The following is an 18870-nucleotide window of genomic DNA, read 5'->3' as shown; positions in this document are numbered from 1 at the left end:
CTCTCCCACGACAGGGAATGATCAACGCAGGCCACCTGCCGAGATCGGCTGGCCGCACGATTTTACTGCTGTTTTGCTGCTTAGCAGCAATATTTTGTGCAATGCACTCTCGTTCCATCCCCTCTCCGCGACGTGGCGAAGTCGTATCTCCGGTGCGTTCCTGAATCCTGGCGCACCTTGACTTGGCGTCCTGTCTCGACACTAAGTGAGCATGCCTCATTAACGCGCATTCGCCCGAGGCTGTCAACGCCAAAAGCCGCTGGCCGCGAGACCGGAAACGGCGGAGACGAGGGAGGACATGGTGGCCGAGCAGACCCCTTACGGCTTTTCCGACGCGGAGCTGGCCGCGCACCCGACCGTCTACCGGTCCGATCTGCTGGCCGGCAAAACCATGCTGGTCTCGGGCGGCGGCAGCGGCCTGGGCAAGGCGATCGCCTGGCTCGGCGGCCGGCTCGGCGCAAGAATCGTGATCTGCGGCCGCAAGCCCGAGAAACTGGAAGCCGCCCGCGCGGCAATGGCTGCGGCCGGCATCGACGTCACCGCGATCACCTGCAACATCCGCCAGCCCGAGGATGTCGAGGCTCTGTTTGCGGCCGCCAGCGCCGATGGCGGCGGTCCCGATATCCTGATCAACAATGCCGGCGGCCAGTTTCCGCAATCCGCAATCGACTTTTCCGCCAAGGGCTGGAACGCTGTCATCGACACCAATCTGAACGGCACCTGGTGGATGATGCAGGCCGCCGCCCGGCGCTGGCGCGAGGCGAAACGGCCGGGCACGATCGTCACCATCGTCGCCGTGGTCGAGCGCGGCATGCCCGGCGTTGCCCACACCTGCGCGGCGCGCGCCGGCGTGATCGGGCTGACGCGCTCCGTCGCGGTCGAATGGGCGGCTCACGGCATTCGCGTCAATTGCGTCGCGCCCGGCGCGATCGCCAGCGAAGGCCAGGCCGTCTACAGCGACGAGGCGCGCGAGAGCTACAAGCGCTCCAACCCGATGCTGCGCTTCGGCGACGCCTTCGACGTGGCCGAGGCCTGCATCTATCTCGCAGCGCCCTCGGGCAAGTTCATCACCGGCGAGGTGCTGACCGTCGATGGCGGCGGCAAGCTCTGGGGCGAGTTCTGGGCCATCCCCAAGCCCGACTATTTCAAAGCGCCATCGGAGCGCTGACGATGGCCGTTGCAAACGAAGGCTTCGCCGGCGAGGCGCTGACGCTGTCATGGCCGGAGCCGGGCCTGGCATGGGTGACGCTGACCCGCGCCAAAGCGATGAACACGCTCACGCTCGAATTCATCCGCGAGCTCGGCGATGCGCTGGACCGGGCACAGACCGCCAGAGCGCGGGTCTTCGTCATCTCCGGAACGGGCCGGGCCTTCTGCTGCGGCGCGCATCTGCCCTATTTCGTCGATGCCGCCTCGCCGGTGCCACAAAATCCGCAAGGCATTCGCGACCTCTATGTCGGCCCGATCGCACGCCTGTTCGACCGGCTGGAGACGATGCCCTTTCCGACCATCGCCGCGGTCAACGGCTTTGCGCTCGGCGGCGGCTGCGAACTGGCGCTGTCATGCGATCTGCGCGTCATGGCGGAGCAGGCGCGGATCGGCCTGCCGGAGGTCCATGTCGGGGCCCTGCCGGGCGCCGGCGGCGTGCAGAAGCTGCAACGCCTCGTCGGGCGCGGGCGCGCGCTCGACATAATACTGACCGGACGACATCTTGCCGCGCAGGAGGCACTGGACTGGGGTCTGGCCACACTCGTCGCCTCCGACGAGACGCTCGCAGAGCGCGTGCGAGACCTCGCGATGGCGCTGATGCGCGGCGGGCCGCTGGCGCTCGCCCATGCCAAGGCGTCGATCTACAAAAGCGAGGGCGTGGACCTGAACACTGCCCGCGAAATCGGGCTCGACGCCGTTCAGATCGTCTCAGGCTCGCCGGAATGGCAGGAGGGCATGACGGCCTTCGTCGAAAAGCGGGCACCGCGCTTCCAGTCGCACCGTCCCGGTTCCGACTGATCGGTAGCTGAACCTGCCGACGTCGTCAGGTGCTGCACTTGTAGACGACGCCCGAGGTATCGCGGCCGCGCCACCTGATGTCCGCGACGGAGGACTGGACATGGGTGCCGCCGAGCTGGGCGCCGCCCGTCTTGAGCCGGGCCAGCGCCGAATCGCGCGCGGTATCGCGCAGCATCGCCTTGCCCAGCGTGGAGCCGCCGTCGATATCGCCGAGCTTCGTGCAACTGGCCACCACCGCCTTGCTGTCGGTGACGACGACGGTGTTGACGCGTGAAGTCGATACGCCAGCGCAGGCGCCCAGTCCCAGCATCGAAAGTCCCAGCATCGGCAGCAGGAAGAAAGAACGCAGCATCAGGCCTGTCCTCGCAATCGGGCGATCATGCCCATGCCGCATGATCCCCGGCTTTGCCGCAATTTCAAGGCCGCCCTCGCGATGGCTATCCGGTTGTACCGCTTCAGACAGGCGCGCTCAGTCGGGCCGTCGGACCACCCAGATGCAGCACTGCATCGAGCAACTCACGCGCGTAGGCAGTCGCGGGCGCGCTGAACAGGCGGCGGCTCTCGCCCTGTTCGACGATCCTGCCGTTCTGCAGCACGACGGTGCGCTCGCACATCATCCTGACGACGTTGAGATCGTGACTGACGAAAAGCAGCGCCAGATCGTCCTCCTGCCTGAGGCGGTCGAGCAGTTGCAGGATCACCGCCTGCACGGAGACGTCGAGAGCGGCCGTCGGCTCGTCGAGGATCAGCAGACGCGGCCGGCAGGCGATGGCGCGTGCAATGCCGACGCGCGCCTTCTGTCCACCCGAGAGCTGGTGGGGAAAGCGCTCCAGCAGGCTCGATGGCAGGCCGGCCCGCTCCGCGCATTCGTTGACACGGCCGCTCAGCGCCGCGCCGTCCTTCATGCCAAGCAGACGGCGCAAGGGATGGGCGATGCAGTCGAAGGCGTTGAAGCGGGGATTCAGGCTGTCGGTCGGGTCCTGGAAGACGATCTGGATCTCCTTGCGGAATTCCGATTTGTGGAAATCGCGCGCCGGAAGCGAGCCGATGGCGCGGCCATCGAACAGGATCTCGCCTTCGCTCGGGTCGATCAGCCGGCAGACCATGCGCGAGATCGTGCTCTTGCCGGAACCTGATTCACCGACGAGGCCGAGGCTTTCGCCGGCCTTGATCGCGAAGGAGACGTCGTCGACCGCAACGACGCCGCCATCGTAGCGTTTCACCAGCTTCTGCACCTCGAGCAGGAACGGCGTGCCGGAGGCCGGCGTGGGGCGCGGCGATGCTTCGATCGCGCCGCTCTCCAAACCGGCCGGCGCGAGATCGGCGATCGTCGAGGTCGCGGTCGGCGACGCCGCGACGAGGCGCTTCGTATAGGGATGCCGGGGTGCGCGGAACAGCGTATCGGGCCGCGCCTCCTCGACGACCTTGCCCTGCTCCATCACGACGACACGCTGGCAGTAGCGCGAGGCGAGCCCGAGATCATGCGTGATCAGGATCATCGCCATGCCGCGCTGCGCGGTGATCTCGGCGACGAGATCCATCACCGTTTTCTGCGTGGTGACGTCGAGCCCCGTCGTCGGCTCGTCGGCGATCAGCAGCGCCGGCTCGCAGGCGATCGCCATCGCGATCATGACACGCTGGCACATTCCGCCCGAAAGCTCGTGCGGGTAGGCGTCGAGCCGCTTTTCGGGATCGCGGATCAGCACCGCCTTAAGCAGGTCGAGCGCCCTCGCGCGACCTTCCGCCGCCGAGATCGGCTCATGGGCCATGATGGCGTCGGCGATCTGCTGGCCGACGCTGCGGATCGGGTTCAGAGCCCCGCGCGGATTTTGGAAGATCATCGAGATCGCCGCGCCATGTAGGCCGCGCAGCTGTTTCGACGAGGCCCGCGTGATGTCCTGGCCCTTGAACCGAATGCCGCCCTTGGTGATCTTGCCTGAGGCATCGAGCAGCCGCGTGATTGCAAACGCCGTCACCGATTTGCCGGACCCGCTTTCGCCGACGATGCCGAGCGTCTCTCCGGCTGCAACCGACAGCGACACGCCGCGCACCGCCTCGACCAATCCTCGCCGCGTCGAAAACGAGACATACAGATCGTCGATCGCGAGCAGCGACCCGGCTGAAGGCGCAACCATCGCGCTCACGTCCGCATGCGCGGATCGAGGATGTCGCGCAGGCCGTCGCCGAGCAGGTTGAAGCACAGCACCGTCAGCATCAGCGCAAGGCCCGGACAGGCGACGAGCCACCATTTCCCGGTCGAGATGAAGCGCGCACCCTCGGCGACCATGATGCCCCATTCCGGCGTCGGCGCGGTGACGCCAAGCCCGATGAAGGACAGGCCGGCCGCGTTCAGGATCGCCCAACCGAGATTGAGCGAGACCTGCACCGCCATCGCCGGCAGGACATTGGGCAGGAGGAAGCGTAGCACCACCGAGATATGGCTGTCGCCGCAGGCCCGCGCCGCCTCGACCCAGCCGGCATTGCGCCGCACATTGACCTCGGCGCGGGCGAAACGGATGTAGAAGGGCAAATTGATGATCGCGGTGGCGATGACGATGTTCTCGACGCGGTTGCCGAGCGCCGCCACCATCGCCATGGCGAGCACGAACAGCGGAAACGCCATCAGCACGTCGACGAAGCGCCCGACATAGCGATCGAGCTTGCCGCCATTGTAGCCGCAGAGCGAGCCGATCACCGCGCCGACGACGAAGGACAATGTCACTGCCGAGGCCGCGATCGCGAGATCGAGCCTGGCCGCCACGATCAGCCGGCTGAAGACGTCGCGGCCGAGCTGGTCGGTGCCGGCCCAGTGTTTAGCGCTGGGCGGCTGCAGCGCGCTCGGCACGTCCGACGCAATCGGGTCATAAGGCACGATCGAGGGCCCGATGATGGCGAGAATGCAAAGGACGAGCGCGCCAGCCGCCGCGACCGCCGTGACCGGGTTGCCGCGCAGGATCCAGACGGTGTGGCGGAGTGTGGCGGAGCTCATTCGACCGAAACCCGCGGATCGGCGATGCCGTAGAGCACATCGACCGTCAGATTCACCAGCACGAAGATCGAAGCCATCAGCAGCACGAAGCCCTGTACCGGTGCGTAGTCCGAGGCGAGCAGCGCATCGAGCGCGTAGGATGCGACGCCCGGCCAGGAGAACACCTTCTCGACCAGCACATTGGCGCCGAGCATGGTCGAGAACACGATGCCGGCGATGGTCAGAACCGGCAGCAGCGCGTTGCGGAGAGCATAGGAGACGATGACCTTGCGCGGCGACAGGCCAAGCGACCGCGCCGTGCGGATGAAATCGCTGCCGAGCGAGGCCAGCATGGCAGCGCGCGTGATGCGGGCAAGCGGCGCGACCACGAACAGCGCCATGGTGAAGGCCGGCAGCACGAGTTGGGCGGCAGCCGCGCGCCAGCCTTCCCAGTCACCGGCCAGCGCGAAGTCGATCAGCAGGAAGCCGGTTACCAGCGGCGGCTGCGAGGTGAAGATATCGACGCGGCCCGTCGGATCGGGCGCAAACCCCAGCAGATAGTAGAAGGCATAGATCAGCAGCAGCCCTGAGACGAAGGTCGGTACGCAGACGCCGAGCGCGCAGATGAAGCGCACGAGATGATCGATGCCGGAGCCCTGCCGCAGCGCTGCGGCGACCCCGAGCGGAATGGCGGTGAGAAGCGCGATCAGAAGCGCCGAGAACGTCAACTCCAGCGAAGCCGGCAGGCGCGATTTCAGATCCGCCAGCACAGGCTGGCCGGTCGTCAGCGAGCGGCCGAGATTGCCCGTTCCGATATCGCCGAGATAGCGGACGAGTTGTTCCGGCACCGGCCTGTCGAGCCCCATCTGCTTGCGGATCGCCTCGATCTCTTCCTTGCCGGCGGTCGGGCCGGACGCAAAGAACACCGCCGGATCACCCGGCAGCACCCGCATCAGCAGGAAGGTGAAGACGAGCACGCCAAACAGCGCCGGCAGCGACGACGCAAAGCGCCAGCCGGCGCGTTTGGCTGTGATCGTGAGCTGGGACATGTCAGCCGACCCGTCGATCAACCGCGACCGTCATTCCGGGCGTAGCGAAGCGAAGACCCGGAATCCATCGTGGGGCGCAGAGTTCTACGATGGATTCCGGATCGGCGCCGCTGCGCGGCTTGTCCGGAATGACGGCAGAGGTTGGGCCAGCCGACAACGTCACTTCCGGCTGAGATCGCGAAAATCGATCTGGCGGTGGAACTGGTAGACATAGCCCTCGACGCTGGACGCCATCACCGCGTCCTGCGAAGGCTGCCAGAGCGGGATCTGCGGCATCAGCTCGAAATGCCGCGTGTTCAGATCCTTGCCCAGGGCTGCGTATTTTGCCGCATCGGGCTCGAAACGCGCGGCCTGCGCCCATTCCGTGATCTTGGCATCGTCCAGCGAGGCATAGTTCCAGCGGATCGGGCCGATGTAGAAATTGCGGTAGAAATAATCCATCGAGGGCAGCCAGGCGACGATGCCCTCGGTGAAGAACGGCACCTTCTTCTCGTTGATCAGCGTCGACATCTGCGCGTCCGGCAGCTTCTGGATGTCGACTTTGATGCCGACCTTGGCGAGCGATTCCTTCAGAAGAGCCGCCATCGGCTCGGCCGTGCCGGCCTGGCCGACATTGAAGGAGAAAGTGGTCGAGAAACCGTCTGGCAGGCCCGCTGCCGCGAGCTGCTTCTTGGCCTCCGCGAGATCCGTTTTCAGGGGCTGCGGGATCGGGAAGATCGCCCCCGTCGGCGCCTTGCCGTCGGCCCATGTCGCGCCATAGAGCGGCGCGCCGCGCCCGAACAGCGCCGCCTTGAACATGTCCTCATAGGGCAGCGCCGCCGCAATCGCCTTGCGCACTTCGAGCTTGTCGAAGGGCGGAATCTGGTTGTTGAACGAGATGAAGGTGATCGAGTTGTACTGCGGCGTCGAGATGACCTTGAGCTTGCCCTTCTTCTCGAGATCGGCGGCGTCGGTCGCCTGCAGGTCGATGACGATGTCGGCGTCGCCCTTTTCGACCAGATTGGCGCGCGTCGCGGCTTCGGGCACCGTCTGCGTGATGATGCGCTTGAAGGCCGCCGGTTTCTCGGCCGAGCCGCGGTTCCAGTCGGGATTGCGGCGCAGGATCGTCGTCTCGCCGGGCTTGAAGCTCTCGATGATGTAGGCGCCCGAGCCCGCGGTGTTCTCCTTCAGCCAGGCCAGCGCCCAGGGATCCTCGGCGGTCGCATGCGATTTGGCGAGCTTGGAATTGATGATGATGGGGTAGACGACCGCGAGATTGGCCAGCGCCAGCTTGTCGGGCTTGGGGAGCGTGACTTCGAAGGTGTAGGGGTCGACCACCTTGAACTGGTCCGTCGAGGTCAGCGATCCCGTCAGCAACTGCGCCTTGCCGAGAACATTGGCCGAGACCTCGCGGTCGAGCGACCACTTCACATCCTCCGCCGTCACCGGTGTTCCGTCGTGGAATTTCGCGTCCTTGCGCAGATTGAAGGTGATCTTCAGCCCATCGGGGCTGACCTTGTAGCTCTCGGCGAGTTCGCCGCGGAAACTGTCGAGGTCGAAGACCCATTTGCCGTCGAGCTGCTTCTTGCCGAACGAGAGCAGGCGGTCATAGGTCAAGAGCGACAGGCCGAAGGCCTCGCGGGTCGAGCCGGGAATGTTGGGGTCGAGCGTGTTGATTGCCGCGCCCGTGACATGGCGCAACGTCTCGGCGCGGGTCTGCGCCTTCGCCGGCACGGCCAGCGCGGTCGAGGCGAGCAGCGCCGCAGCCAGCCAGGTCTTGTTCGCGAGCTTCATGGTCGTTCCCTCTTGACGCGCCGGTCGGGCAGATTGGTTCCGGACGGAACCGAATGCAAGCGTGGTGCCATACACCTTGCATACAATATCAGGTCGGCCGCAACACGGCCTGCGGCACGTCATAGGCCTTGAACGCGGACCAGTATCGCTCGACATCGTCGCAAAACAGCCCGCGCGTGATACCCGAGACGAGCTTGGGAACGGCTGTCGTCATTGCGTTGATCGAGGAGCCTGACGCCCCGAAGCTCATCGAGGAGGCGATGGTGAAGAGGTGGATGTCGGCGATCCAGGGCGTCGCGCCGGGCTCGCGCTCGGTGAGGGCGTAATCGTCGCCGAGATAGGGGAAACGGCCGAGCCGGTCGTCGCGCTCGTCGTCCGGCGGTGTGTAGCGGTCGCTCCAGCTGGCGATGTTGCCGGCGAACCGCGCGAGTTCCGGGCGCATGGCGAGATCGATCTCGATGCCGGTCGCGGCGATGACGAAATCGACCGTGACCGGCCCTTTGGGAGACGCCAGTTCGACGCCGCCGGGGCCGTCGATCGCACTGAGAACAGATGCGCCCTGATGCAGGCGAAAGCCGGAATGGCCCGCGCAGCGATCATAGGTCGCCTGCGGAAAACCCTCGCGCATAGCCAGTACCGCGCTCATGAAACGCCAGCGCCAGGCATCGTCGAGGTCGCAAAAATGGCGCAGGAAGCCGCGGAATGTCAGCCAGCGATAAGGCTGCACCACCTGGATTTCGGCACGGCGGCAGAGCAGATGCACCTGCGCCGCCCCGGCTTCCAGCGCGGTCGCGGCATTGTCGAAGGCCGAAGCGCCCGCGCCGATGACCGCGACGCGCTTGCCCGCGAAAGCGGCAAAGTCGATCAGCTCGGCGCTATGAGCCCGACGCGATGCCGGCAGCGCCGCGAGCACGGGCGGCAGCGTCCAGCCGCCCATGCTTTCCTGACCGGTGGCGAGCACGATCTTGCGGGCATGCAGCGTCTCGATCGAGCCGTTGGCGCGGATCGTCACCGCAAGCAGGCCGGCGGCCGGGGCGATGTCGACGACCTCGGCCTCGTTGCGCATGGGCACGCCGACGACATGGCGGAACCAGCCGAGATAGTCGGCCCATAATTCCTTCGGGATCAGCGCCAGTTCCTGCCAGCTCTCGACGCCGAATTTTGCCTCGTGCCAGGATTGGTAGGTCAGGCTCGGCACATCGAGATCGGGGCCGGTGAAGTCCTTCGGGCTGCGCAAGGTGTGCATGCGGGCATAGGAGCGCCACGGCCCCTCCTGCCCGGCCGCCGCCTTGTCCAGCACGAGGATATTGGTGACCTGCGAGCGCAGCAGGCCAAAGGCGGTCGCGAGGCCGGACTGACCGCCGCCGACCACGATCACGTCGAAGGCTGGCTTGCCGTCGGCGTCGGCCCGGGGCTCCAGCCAGGGAGCGCGCGGATGCGCGATGCGATCGAGATCGCCAGCGATCCGGCTTTCGAGAACGGACAACCCGTCATGTTTCATGGCGCGGCCTCATGCAGCGATCATGCCGGAAAGGGCTCATGCGACAAGCCGGCCATGCTCGCGCCACCACGCCGCGAGCCCGTCGGCGGAGGCTGCATAGCCGGTCGTCGCCCGCCACCCGATCTCGTCGGCGAGACGCGCCACCGAGAGCGGAGCGCGATCGCCCGGTCCATGCAGATCGATGGTCGCGGTCTCGTCCGGCTCCGTCAGCCGGCAGATGAAGCCGGGGAAGGATGCAGCCAGCGTCCGCCCCCAATCCAGCGCCGAGGACCGCTCGGCAGTCGAGACATTGTAGAGCCGTTGCCGCAGGGTCGGCGCCGTCGCGACAGCCAGCACGGCCTGCGCCAGATCGGGCGCGTAGATCCAGTCGCGCAGGCCCGGCCGGGGCAGCAGGGCGGGCGCGCCCGCGACCGCCGCCGCGAGGATCTGGCAATGCGGGCTCAGGGTGTCGCGCACGCCCGTCGCCCGCTCCCAGGGCCCGAAAACGCCGCTCAGGCGCAGCGACACGATATCGAGCCCCCAGAGCGCACCGAGCCGCGCGCCGACCCGCTCGCTCGCCCATTTGGTGATCGCGTAGAGACCGACCGGATCGCTCGGAATCTCCTCGTCGAGGACGGGATGGCGCTCGCCCGCCGCGCCATAGGCGGCAGCCGAACTCAGATTGATCACGCGGCGGACGCCGGCCGCCTGCGCCGCCTGCAAAATCGGCACCTGCGCCAGCAGGTTCACGCGCAGGATCGCCTGCGGGTCGCTCGCATCGCGGGCCGAGCCGGCGGTAATCGCTGCGCCCATCACGACAATGTCGACGCCCGCGCGCACCGCCTCCGCGACAGCCATTGCATCGGTGATGTCGGCTACCATGCCGGTGACCCGCCCCGGCAGATCGGCGAAAGCGCGCAATGCCTGCTCCGGCAGAGCGGACCGGTCGAAAACCACGACGTCATGGCCGGCCGCCAGCATCGCCTGTGTGATGTTGAGGCCGACGAAGCCAGCCCCGCCGAAGATCAGGATATTCAAGCGCGCCCCTCCCGCAGCCTCGCCGGGCCATGAGCCACAGCTAGAGCATGACGCCAGTCAAAGGGAGTCGGATTTTCGGACAAGGTATGGCAGGCGATGTGCCACGCACCATATATCTGGGCAGGGGATGCGCCTGCACGACGGGATCGCACCGCTGCCGCGACGCCGGTGCGCCGCATTGCACTTGCACAAGTCATGGTCTAGGCGTCCCCCGACACGACAGGCCCCGCGCGTCGCTTCCGTGGCGCGCAGCGGGCCGCAAGAGGCCGCGGCATCATGCCGGCTTCGCCCATTTTTCGAAAGGACTGCCCGATGGCCCGCAAGAAATCGAAACCGCTCGACGCCGAATTCGTGATGTTCGACGTGATCTACAGCGATGGCTCGCGCACCTCGAACCGGCGCGTGCCGACCGCCATGCTCGGCGGCCTCGACGGCGACGAGCCCGCTCGCGACGTGATCATGGAGCAGGATCAGATCATTGCCGAGAAGTCCGGCAAGGCGGCGCTGGAAATCGCCACGATCACGCGCTCCGGCAAGGTCGCCGAGAAGCCCGCGCGCAAGTTCGGCTGACAAGCAGCATAGCAACGGCAGCCGAGTATTCGCATGACGATGCTGCCGGGCTTAACCTCGTTGCAACGGTTGTCCTTGACCTGAAATCGCGGCTGTATTTAAGTCCCTCAGGCCTTTGGGAGGCTGAAAAGGGAAAACAGATGCGCACCATTCTCATTGTCGGGGCCGTGGCGGCCGTGCTCGCCGGCTGCCAGACTCGTCAGGAATCGCTGGTCGACGCCGAAATCACCTGCGAATCGCAGGGCTTCCGCCCGGGCACGCGCGCCTATCAGCAGTGCCGCTCGGCCAACTATGTCGAGAACCGCCGCGCCAACACGGAAGCCAGCAACGCTGTCGCGGCAGGCGTCGCGGCAGGCGTGATCGGCGGCGCCATCGGCGCGGCCGCTTCCGGCCCGTATTACGGCCGTCGCGGCTATTACGGCTGGTATTGATCGGCGACGGCGGCGACGGCCAGTCCGGATCGCCAGCGCAAAAAAACACCCCGCAGCCACCGGCTGCGGGGTTTTTTGTTTCAGCTCTTGGAGAATTGGCTCCGGCTCAGCGCTTGACTGGCCGTTTGCGAGCGGGCGCTGCCTCGCTCGACGAACTCAAGAGCGATCCGATGACGTAGACTGCGATGCCGACGCCAAGCAGAGCCGCAATCGGCTCCTTCTGGGCGCGACGCGCGATGTAGCGCCCGCCATGCTCGGCGTAGTCGCGCGCATCGCCGCCATAGGAATTCAGCCATTGCTGCCCGCTCTTCAGCGCGCTTTCACCGGATTTGGCGGCCTCGCTGCCATAATCCTGGAACAGGCTGCGAAGGCGGCCGTAGTCGGGCTGGTAGCGCTCGAAGCGTGAGCTGCTCTGCTCGCGAAGGCTGGCCCAGGCGATCAGGCCAACACTCAGCGCGCCGAGACCGAACGCGATGACGGGATTGCGCTCGACGGCGCGGATCACTGCCTCGCCGCCCTCGCGGGCGGTTTCGACCGGATCCATCTCGGTCAGCGCGTCCTTCGCGCGGGAATAGCCGTCCTTGACCGTTTCGGTCGCCTTGTCGGCGACACCAGCAGCCTTCGCGCGCAGGCTGCTGGTGGCGTTGTCGATCTCGTCGGCCGCCTCGTCCCAATCCTTCGGAACGTCAGGCGGAAACTTGCTCATGGTCGCCATCGCGGACCTCCATTTTCAAACATGTCGATGGGCAGTGAACGAGGCAGGGATCGGAGAGTTCCGGTGCAAACAGCAGAAAAATCTCGAAAAAAGCGCAACGCTTCTCGGCTGCGGCCATCACAAGGCCAAGATTCGATGGGACATACAGGCAAGTTCAGTTGAATCCTCAAGTCCGCGTTCAAACCGAGCAATCATACGAACCGAGAAGGAGACGCTCGATGCACACACAGCACCTCCAGATCGCCTGCCCGGGCGTGATGTCGGATCCGGAGTGGATCGCACTCGAAAGCCTCGACGAGGAAACCACCCACTTCATCTTCGACGACGCCATGCTCGTCGTCCTGAAGGATCGCGGACTGGCCGAACCTCGCGACGGGCGCTGGCGCGTGACGCCGCATGGTCAGAAGGCGCTGACCAACCGCGCCGTCTGACGATAGGGGCCGTCGACCTCTTTACATCCAGGAGAAGGCTTTCGCCTTTCCCATTGAAGCCGGATCGGCGCTACACGCGCCGATCCGGCTTCATCAGTTTTCACGCCACCGACCCGCACGAGCCAGATAGGCACGCCATGGCCAAGCCCGTCACCATCACCATATCCCATGACCTGGGCCGCGATGCCGCCTGCGGGCGCCTGCGCGACGGGATCGAGCGCATCCGCAACAGGCTGGGCTCAGTCAGGATGGAGTTGGTCGAGGAAGAGTGGCAGGGCGACACCCTGCATTTCGGCGTCGCCGCGCTCGGCTACACGGTTCGGGGGCGCATCGAGGTCGAGGAGGCGCTGGTCCGGGTCGAGATGATGCTGCCCTGGCTTCTGGCAGCCTTTGCCGAAAAGCTCAGGCTGGGTGTCGAGAAGCAGGGCCAGATCCTCCTGGAAAAGCCGAAGGCCTGAACTGCCGTCTGGGCGAAGCGGTCGGAAAGAGCAGACGACCACGACGAGGCAATCTGGATTCCCTCGCAATGCTTCCGACCGGGCAGCTTCAGGTTGAAATCCGGCTATTCAGGCACCATGGTCGATACGCCCCTTCCGACGCCAAATCCCTGGAGACCTGATGCATCACGGCCCGCTGATCGCCATTTCGTTGCGGGTCTTTGCCTCGCCTTCGTCTTCGGCGCTCTGGCGCAAAAACTGCGCATTTCGCCGCTGGTCGGTTATCTCGTCGCCGGCGTCGCGGTCGGGCCGTTCACGCCGGGCTTCGTCGCTGACCAGGGGTTGGCCAACGAACTGGCCGAGATCGGCGTCATCCTGCTGATGTTCGGCGTCGGCCTGCATTTTTCGCTGAAGGACCTGCTCTCGGTCCGGGCCATCGCCGTTCCCGGCGCGCTCGTACAGATCGGCGCGGCGACGCTTCTGGGGCTGGGGCTTGGCCTCTTGCTCGGCTGGACCTGGATCGCGGGCCTGATCTTCGGCCTGGCGCTGTCGGTCGCCAGTACGGTGGTGCTGCTGCGCGCGCTGCAGGAACGCCGCCTCGTCCAGACCGAGAAGGGCAAGATCGCGGTCGGCTGGCTGATCGTCGAAGACCTCGCCATGGTGCTGGCGCTGGTGCTGATCCCCGCTGTCGCCGATGCGCTGAACGGCGCGCGCCCGGGCGTGGCCGTGCCGCTGGCAGGCCAGTTCGACCTCGGGCTCTGGGGCGTGCTCGGGCTGACGCTGGCCAAGGTCGCGGCTTTCATCGCCTTCATGCTGATCGTCGGGCGTCGCGTCATTCCGTGGATCCTGCACTGGGTCGCCCATACCGGCTCGCGCGAGCTGTTCCGGCTCGCCGTGCTCGCCATCGCGCTCGGCGTCGCCTTCATGGCCGCGAGCCTGTTTGGCGTCTCCTTTGCGCTGGGAGCCTTCTTTGCCGGCATGATCCTGAACGAATCGCCGCTGAGCCAGCGCGCGGCCGAGGAATCGCTGCCGCTGCGCGATGCCTTCGCGGTGCTGTTCTTCGTCTCCGTCGGCATGCTGTTCGACCCCGGCATCCTGCTGCGCGCGCCGCTGCCGCTGCTGGCGACGCTTGCGATCATCCTGTTCGGCAAGTCGCTTGCCGCCTGGCTGATCATGCGCGCCTTCGGCCGCTCCAACGCCACCGCGCTGACGATCTCGGCCTCGCTGGCGCAGATCGGCGAGTTCTCTTTCATCCTGGCTGGCCTCGGCGTCTCGCTGGCGATCCTGCCCGAACAGGGCCGCGACCTCATTCTCGCCGGCGCGATCCTTTCGATCCTGCTCAATCCCGTGCTGTTTGCACTCGTCGACCGCTTTGCTGCGGATGCCCCGGTCAAACCGAAGCCGAGCGTGGCCCAGCCCGAACCGGAGCTGGAACCCGAGCGCGACATCGTCGCGACCGCGCTGTCGGATCATATGGTCGTCGTCGGCTACGGCCGCGTCGGCGCGCTGCTGGGCGCGGGGCTGCTTGCGCAGGGGCAAAAGGTTCTGGTGATCGAGGAACAGCCCGAGGCGATCGCCACGGCAAGAGCCGGCGGCGCCGAAATCCTGTCCGGCAATGCGGCCGACCCGGTCGTGCTGGCGGCGGCGGGACTTGGCCGCGCGCGCCGGCTCTTCGTCGCCATCCCCGAGAGTTTCGAGGCAGGCCAGGTCTGCCAGCAGGCGCGCCACGACAATCCGGCCCTACAGATCGTTGCGCGCGCCCATTCCGATGCCGCTGTCGCACATCTGACAAAATGCGGCGCAAACCTGACGATCATGGGCGAGGCCGAGATCGCGCGCGCCATGCTGGCGCTGTGCGGCGGGGACGACCGCGCCGCACCCTCCCCTCAACCGGTGGTATGACTGCGATGAGCTGGACTGACGGGCTGGGACTGCTGGGGTTTGTCGCGGCCTGCATCGCCGTTGCGAGTTCCGGCGCGATCTTCAAGCCGGGCGACTGGTATGAGGGGCTCGCCAAACCATGGTGGCGGCCGCCGAACTGGGCCTTCCCGATCGTCTGGAGCGTGCTTTACCTGATGATCGCGGTCTCGGGCTGGCTGGTCTGGCGCAAGGCCGGGTTCGCGGCAGCCGCACTGCCGCTTGCCGTCTATGGCGTGCAACTCGCGCTCAACGCGTCATGGTCGTTCTTTTTCTTCGGCCTGAAGCGGATGGACCTTGCTCTGGTCGATGTCAGCCTGCTCTGGCTCTCGATCGTGGCGCTGATCGCGCTGTTCCAGCCGATCGACACGACGGCAGCGCTGTTGCTCGCGCCGTATCTGCTCTGGGTCAGCATCGCCTCTTTCCTGAACTGGACGATGCTGCGGCTGAACCCGACGGCGAGGACGGCCTGAGATCAGCCTGCCGCCAGCGCCGCGAAGCGCCGCGCGATCACCGGGTTTTCCGGAGCCTGCGGCACCAGCGCCGAAGCGGGAATCGTCTCGGCGAAATGACAGGCGACCTGCGCACCGCCCGGCAAGCGCCTGAGCGAAGGCTGCTCAACCTTGCAACGATCCTGCGCATGCGGGCAGCGCGGATGGAAGGTGCAGCCCGATGGCGGATTGAGTGGGCTTGGCACATCGCCCTGCAACACCGGCCGCTCGCGGCGCAGCCCCGGGCTTGGCAGCGGGGCGGCCGCCAATAGCGCCTGCGTATAGGGGTGGCGCGGCTGGCCGTAGAGCGCAGCCTTGTCAGCCAGCTCGACGATGCGCCCGAGATACATCACCGCCACGCGCGTCGCGATGTGCTTCACCACGGCGAGATCATGGGCGATGAAGAGGTAGGACAGACCGAATTCGCCCTGCAAATCCTGCAGCAGATTGACCACCTGCGCCTGAATGGAGACGTCGAGCGCCGAGACCGGCTCGTCGCAGACGACGAGATCGGGCTTTGTGGCGAGCGCACGGGCAACGCCGATGCGCTGGCGCTGGCCGCCGGAGAATTCATGCGGAAAGCGCTCGGCATGCTGCGGGCCGAGACCGACGACCTTCAGCAGCGCCTCGACCTTGTCGGGAATCTCGGCCGGCGTGGCCAGGCCATGCAGCAGCAGCGGCTCGGCCAGGATCGCCGACACGGACATGCGTGGATTCAGCGAAGCGAACGGGTCCTGGAAGATGATCTGCATGCGCCGCCGCAGCGAGCGCAACTCGTGCTTGCCCAGCGCCAGCACGTCTTGCCCGTCGAAGCGCAACGCCCCTGCGCTGGGCTCGATCAGCCGCAGGATCAGCCGGCCGGTCGTGGACTTGCCGCAGCCGGATTCGCCGACCAGCGCCAGCGTCTCGCCGCGCTCCAGCGTAAAGGACACGCCGTCGACCGCCTTGACCACGCCTTTGGAGCGTCCGAGCAGGCCGCTTTCGAGGGTGAAATGCCTGGCGAGCCCGTCGACTTCGAGCAGGGGTGCGCTCATGGAGCTATCCCCTCGATGGGTGCGCGCCAGCAGGCGACGAGATGGCCCGGCATGATCTCGCGCAAGGGCGGCATCTCGCTGCGGCACTGCTCGCCGGCCACCGTGCAGCGCGGCGCGAAGCGGCAGCCGGCAGGCATGGCGTCTGGCGCCGGCACCATGCCCTCAATAGTCTGGAGCCGGTCGCGATCCTCGTCGAGGCGCGGAATCGAGGCGAGCAGACCCAGCGTATAGGGGTGCTGCGCGTCGGCGAACAAGGTCTTGACCTCGGCGCGTTCGACGATCTGGCCGGCATACATGACCACGACCTCGTCGGCCGTCTCGGCGATGACGCCGAGATCATGGGTGATCAGGATGATCGCGGTGCCCAGGCGCTTCTGCAGATCGCGCATCAGGTCGAGAATCTGCGCCTGGATGGTCACGTCGAGCGCGGTCGTCGGCTCATCGGCGATCAGAAGGACGGGGTCGCAGGCGAGCGCGAGCGCAATCATCACACGCTGGCGCATACCGCCCGACATCTCGTGGGGATAGGAATCGACCCGGGTCTCCGGCGAGGGGATTTTCACCAGCCGGAGCATGTCGATGGCGCGAGCGCGCGCATCCGCCCGGCTCATACTGCGATGCCGGCGCAAGCCCTCGACGATCTGCTCGCCGACCCGGTAGACCGGGTTGAGCGAGGTCATTGGCTCCTGGAAGATCATCGCGATCTTCGCGCCCCTGATCGCCTCCATCTCCGCGCGCGAGCGCCTGAGCAGGTCGGCGCCCTCGAACATGATCTCGCCACCGGCGCGGATGCCCGGCGGCTCCGGCACCAGCCCCATGATCGAAAGCGAGGTCACGCTCTTGCCGCAGCCGCTCTCGCCGACGACACCGAGCGTGCGCCCGGCCCGGACCTCGAAGCTGACCCCGTCGACCGCGCGATAGAAGCCGCGCTCGGTGCGGAAATGCGTACGGAGATCGCGCACCGCCAGAACGGGTGCGTCTGCCTCGAGACCGGGTGGCGAAGCGGTCGCGCTCATTCAGCCCTTGCCCGGCGGAAAAGTCAGCGGCGAGATCTCGAGATGGTCGCGCTTGGCCCAGTCGAGACCCTTCACCTTGGGCTCGGCCCGACGCTGCGCCTCCTCCAGTTCCGCGGCCGCGCTGGCGTAGTCCATGGTCAGGACCTTGCCGTTCTCGACCACGGTGACGCCGTCGACGATGACTGTCGTGACCGCACGCTCGCCGGCCGCATAGATTAGGCTGCGCACCGGATCGCGCAAAGGCCGCATCATCGGATGGGTCACGTCGACCATGACGATGTCGGCCTTGGCGCCCTTGGCGAGCCGGCCGATGTCGTCGCGGCCGAGCGCCTTTGCGCTGCCCAGCGTCGCGGCGTTGAAGGCGTCGGAGGTGCGGACATCGTAGACGTCCTCGGCCATCATCCGTGAGCCGATGCAGACAGCGCGCAACTCCTCCAGCATATGGTGGGGATAGGTGTCGGTGCCGATGCCGACATTGACGCCCGCCGCCACGTACTGCCCGAAGCTCTGCATCGCGATGCCGCGGCGCTGGAACACGATCGGGCAATGGGCAACGTTCGTTCCGGTTTCGACGAGACAGCCGAGATCGTCGGTCGCCGGCCATTTCGCCGAGGAGTGGTGGTCGAGGAAGATGCCGTGGCCGATGATCGAAAACGGCCCGAGCACGTCGAGCGATTCGAGCCATTCGACCGGTGTCATGCCGTGGCGGCGGGTGATCTCGTGGAACTCGACGACGCTCTGGGCAGCGTGGATCTGGAACGGCACTTTACGTTCTTCGGCCTCGGCATAGCTCGCCTGGATCAGCTCGGGCGTGCAGGTGTCGATCTGAGAGGGCGAGACCATGCCCGACAGACGGCCGGAGTCATCGGCGGCGACCTGATCGAGCAGTGTCATGGCGGCGGCCATCGCGGCCTCGCCGGCCTTGGCGTCCCATTCGTATTTCGCCAGATGGCCGTCATCGGTGTACCAGCGCGCCGAGCGGTACATCGGCGAGAATACGGCCCGCAGGCCAGACGCCTTGAAGGTCTCGAACCAGCCATCCCAGGCGACGGACATGTCGACCAGCGTGGTCACGCCCGACATCAAGAGCTCGGAATAGGTCACCTGTGCGCAGGATTTGACCCCCTGGGCATCGCAGCGGAACAGCGGCATGAACTCGTAGAGCGCGGTGCCGTACATTTTCGGGCTGCCGAGTTCGTCGTTCCAGCCCTTGGTCATCGCCTCCGAGGACGGGTGCGAATGGATGTTGACGAGGCCGGGCATGACCATCTTGCCGCGCCCGTCGATCGTGGCGTCGGCCTTGCCCTTGAAGGCGCCGCCGACATGCAGGATGCGGTCGCCGTCATAGGCGACGTCGCCATCGCGCAGATAGACATGGCCCTTGGCCTTGGCGTCGTAGGCGACGATCCAGGACGCGTTCTGGATGAGGGTGATCGGCATGGGATGGGCTCCGGCGTGGTGCGAGGCAACAGCTTTGGGAAGTCAGGCGCGGGGAACCCTCTCCTGTAAGGAG

At 66.4% G+C, this 18870-nt stretch carries 18 protein-coding genes and 1 pseudogene; 8 read left to right on the top strand and 11 right to left on the bottom strand.

The window, feature by feature from the left end; translation table 11 throughout:
• Nucleotides 1-298: 298 nt before the first annotated feature.
• Both AC1DZY_RS16845 and AC1DZY_RS16840 read left to right on the top strand, forming a co-directional pair.
• Entirely contained in the window at nucleotides 299-1168 is an 870-nt protein-coding gene (locus AC1DZY_RS16845; RefSeq protein WP_476821285.1) for an SDR family oxidoreductase, read from the top strand.
• A 2-nt stretch (nucleotides 1169-1170) separates the two neighbouring features.
• Complete coding sequence (locus AC1DZY_RS16840) at nucleotides 1171-2007, top strand: enoyl-CoA hydratase/isomerase family protein (RefSeq protein WP_476821284.1); 837 nt, start codon at nucleotides 1171-1173, stop codon at nucleotides 2005-2007.
• A gap of 25 nt (nucleotides 2008-2032) precedes the next feature.
• Here AC1DZY_RS16840 and AC1DZY_RS16835 read toward each other — a convergent pair whose 3' ends face one another.
• The 7 genes from AC1DZY_RS16835 to AC1DZY_RS16805 form a co-directional block, all read right to left on the bottom strand.
• Nucleotides 2033-2359, bottom strand: a complete 327-nt coding sequence (locus tag AC1DZY_RS16835) for a hypothetical protein (RefSeq protein ID WP_476821283.1) — start codon at nucleotides 2357-2359, stop codon at nucleotides 2033-2035.
• A gap of 103 nt (nucleotides 2360-2462) precedes the next feature.
• Entirely contained in the window at nucleotides 2463-4142 is a 1680-nt protein-coding gene (gene nikE, locus AC1DZY_RS16830; RefSeq protein ID WP_476821282.1) for a nickel ABC transporter ATP-binding protein NikE, read from the bottom strand.
• A 5-nt stretch (nucleotides 4143-4147) separates the two neighbouring features.
• Nucleotides 4148-4996, bottom strand: coding sequence for an ABC transporter permease (locus tag AC1DZY_RS16825; RefSeq protein WP_476821281.1), 849 nt, complete (start codon nucleotides 4994-4996; stop codon nucleotides 4148-4150).
• Nucleotides 4993-6024: an ABC transporter permease gene (locus AC1DZY_RS16820; protein WP_476821280.1), complete on the bottom strand. Its 1032-nt coding sequence runs from the start codon at nucleotides 6022-6024 to the stop codon at nucleotides 4993-4995. Before AC1DZY_RS16820 ends, AC1DZY_RS16825 begins: the two co-directional genes overlap by 4 nt.
• Before the next feature lie 159 nt (nucleotides 6025-6183).
• The gene (locus AC1DZY_RS16815) at nucleotides 6184-7797 is read right to left on the bottom strand and encodes an ABC transporter substrate-binding protein (RefSeq protein ID WP_476821279.1); all 1614 of its coding nucleotides are present in this window, start codon (nucleotides 7795-7797) and stop codon (nucleotides 6184-6186) included.
• Between the two features lie 88 nt (nucleotides 7798-7885).
• Nucleotides 7886-9298, bottom strand: a complete 1413-nt coding sequence (locus AC1DZY_RS16810) for an FAD-dependent oxidoreductase (RefSeq protein WP_476821278.1) — start codon at nucleotides 9296-9298, stop codon at nucleotides 7886-7888.
• 36 nt (nucleotides 9299-9334) lie between these two features.
• A complete protein-coding gene (locus AC1DZY_RS16805; RefSeq protein WP_476821277.1) occupies nucleotides 9335-10315 on the bottom strand; it encodes an NAD-dependent epimerase/dehydratase family protein in 981 nt (326 codons plus the stop codon).
• 312 nt (nucleotides 10316-10627) lie between these two features.
• Here AC1DZY_RS16805 and AC1DZY_RS16800 point away from each other — a divergent pair, with 312 nt between their 5' ends.
• Nucleotides 10628-10885, top strand: coding sequence for a hypothetical protein (locus AC1DZY_RS16800; RefSeq protein WP_476821276.1), 258 nt, complete (start codon nucleotides 10628-10630; stop codon nucleotides 10883-10885).
• Between the two features lie 140 nt (nucleotides 10886-11025).
• Nucleotides 11026-11316: a hypothetical protein gene (locus AC1DZY_RS16795; RefSeq protein WP_476821275.1), complete on the top strand. Its 291-nt coding sequence runs from the start codon at nucleotides 11026-11028 to the stop codon at nucleotides 11314-11316.
• A gap of 106 nt (nucleotides 11317-11422) precedes the next feature.
• Here the strand turns inward: AC1DZY_RS16795 and AC1DZY_RS16790 are convergent, their stop codons facing one another.
• Complete coding sequence (locus AC1DZY_RS16790; protein ID WP_476821274.1) at nucleotides 11423-12031, bottom strand: hypothetical protein; 609 nt, start codon at nucleotides 12029-12031, stop codon at nucleotides 11423-11425.
• Nucleotides 12032-12249: 218 nt separating this feature from the next.
• Here AC1DZY_RS16790 and AC1DZY_RS16785 point away from each other — a divergent pair, with 218 nt between their 5' ends.
• The 4 genes and pseudogenes from AC1DZY_RS16785 (at nucleotide 12250) to AC1DZY_RS16770 (ending at nucleotide 15289) form a co-directional block, all read left to right on the top strand.
• Nucleotides 12250-12462, top strand: coding sequence for a hypothetical protein (locus tag AC1DZY_RS16785; RefSeq protein ID WP_476821273.1), 213 nt, complete (start codon nucleotides 12250-12252; stop codon nucleotides 12460-12462).
• A 137-nt stretch (nucleotides 12463-12599) separates the two neighbouring features.
• Nucleotides 12600-12920: a polyhydroxyalkanoic acid system family protein gene (locus AC1DZY_RS16780; RefSeq protein ID WP_476821272.1), complete on the top strand. Its 321-nt coding sequence runs from the start codon at nucleotides 12600-12602 to the stop codon at nucleotides 12918-12920.
• Nucleotides 12921-13077: 157 nt separating this feature from the next.
• Nucleotides 13078-14801: pseudogene (ybaL, locus tag AC1DZY_RS16775) on the top strand (YbaL family putative K(+) efflux transporter).
• Between the two features lie 5 nt (nucleotides 14802-14806).
• Nucleotides 14807-15289, top strand: coding sequence for a TspO/MBR family protein (locus AC1DZY_RS16770; RefSeq protein WP_476821271.1), 483 nt, complete (start codon nucleotides 14807-14809; stop codon nucleotides 15287-15289).
• A gap of 2 nt (nucleotides 15290-15291) precedes the next feature.
• On the opposite strand, the gene AC1DZY_RS16765 is transcribed toward AC1DZY_RS16770, so the two are convergent.
• From AC1DZY_RS16765 to AC1DZY_RS16755, 3 genes are read right to left on the bottom strand one after another with little or no spacing between them, the layout of a single operon-like run.
• Nucleotides 15292-16341, bottom strand: coding sequence for an ABC transporter ATP-binding protein (locus tag AC1DZY_RS16765; RefSeq protein WP_476821270.1), 1050 nt, complete (start codon nucleotides 16339-16341; stop codon nucleotides 15292-15294).
• Nucleotides 16338-17357 (bottom strand): ABC transporter ATP-binding protein, encoded by a 1020-nt coding sequence (locus tag AC1DZY_RS16760; protein ID WP_476821269.1) that lies wholly within the window; start codon nucleotides 17355-17357, stop codon nucleotides 16338-16340. Before AC1DZY_RS16760 ends, AC1DZY_RS16765 begins: the two co-directional genes overlap by 4 nt.
• Nucleotides 17358-18797 (bottom strand): amidohydrolase family protein, encoded by a 1440-nt coding sequence (locus AC1DZY_RS16755; RefSeq protein ID WP_476821268.1) that lies wholly within the window; start codon nucleotides 18795-18797, stop codon nucleotides 17358-17360.
• Nucleotides 18798-18870 lie beyond the last annotated feature (73 nt).

This window comes from Allobosea sp. P2_A10, assembly GCF_056405115.1.
The sequence above is the reverse complement of the archived record's forward strand: the minus strand, read 5'-3'. Positions and strand labels throughout refer to the sequence as shown.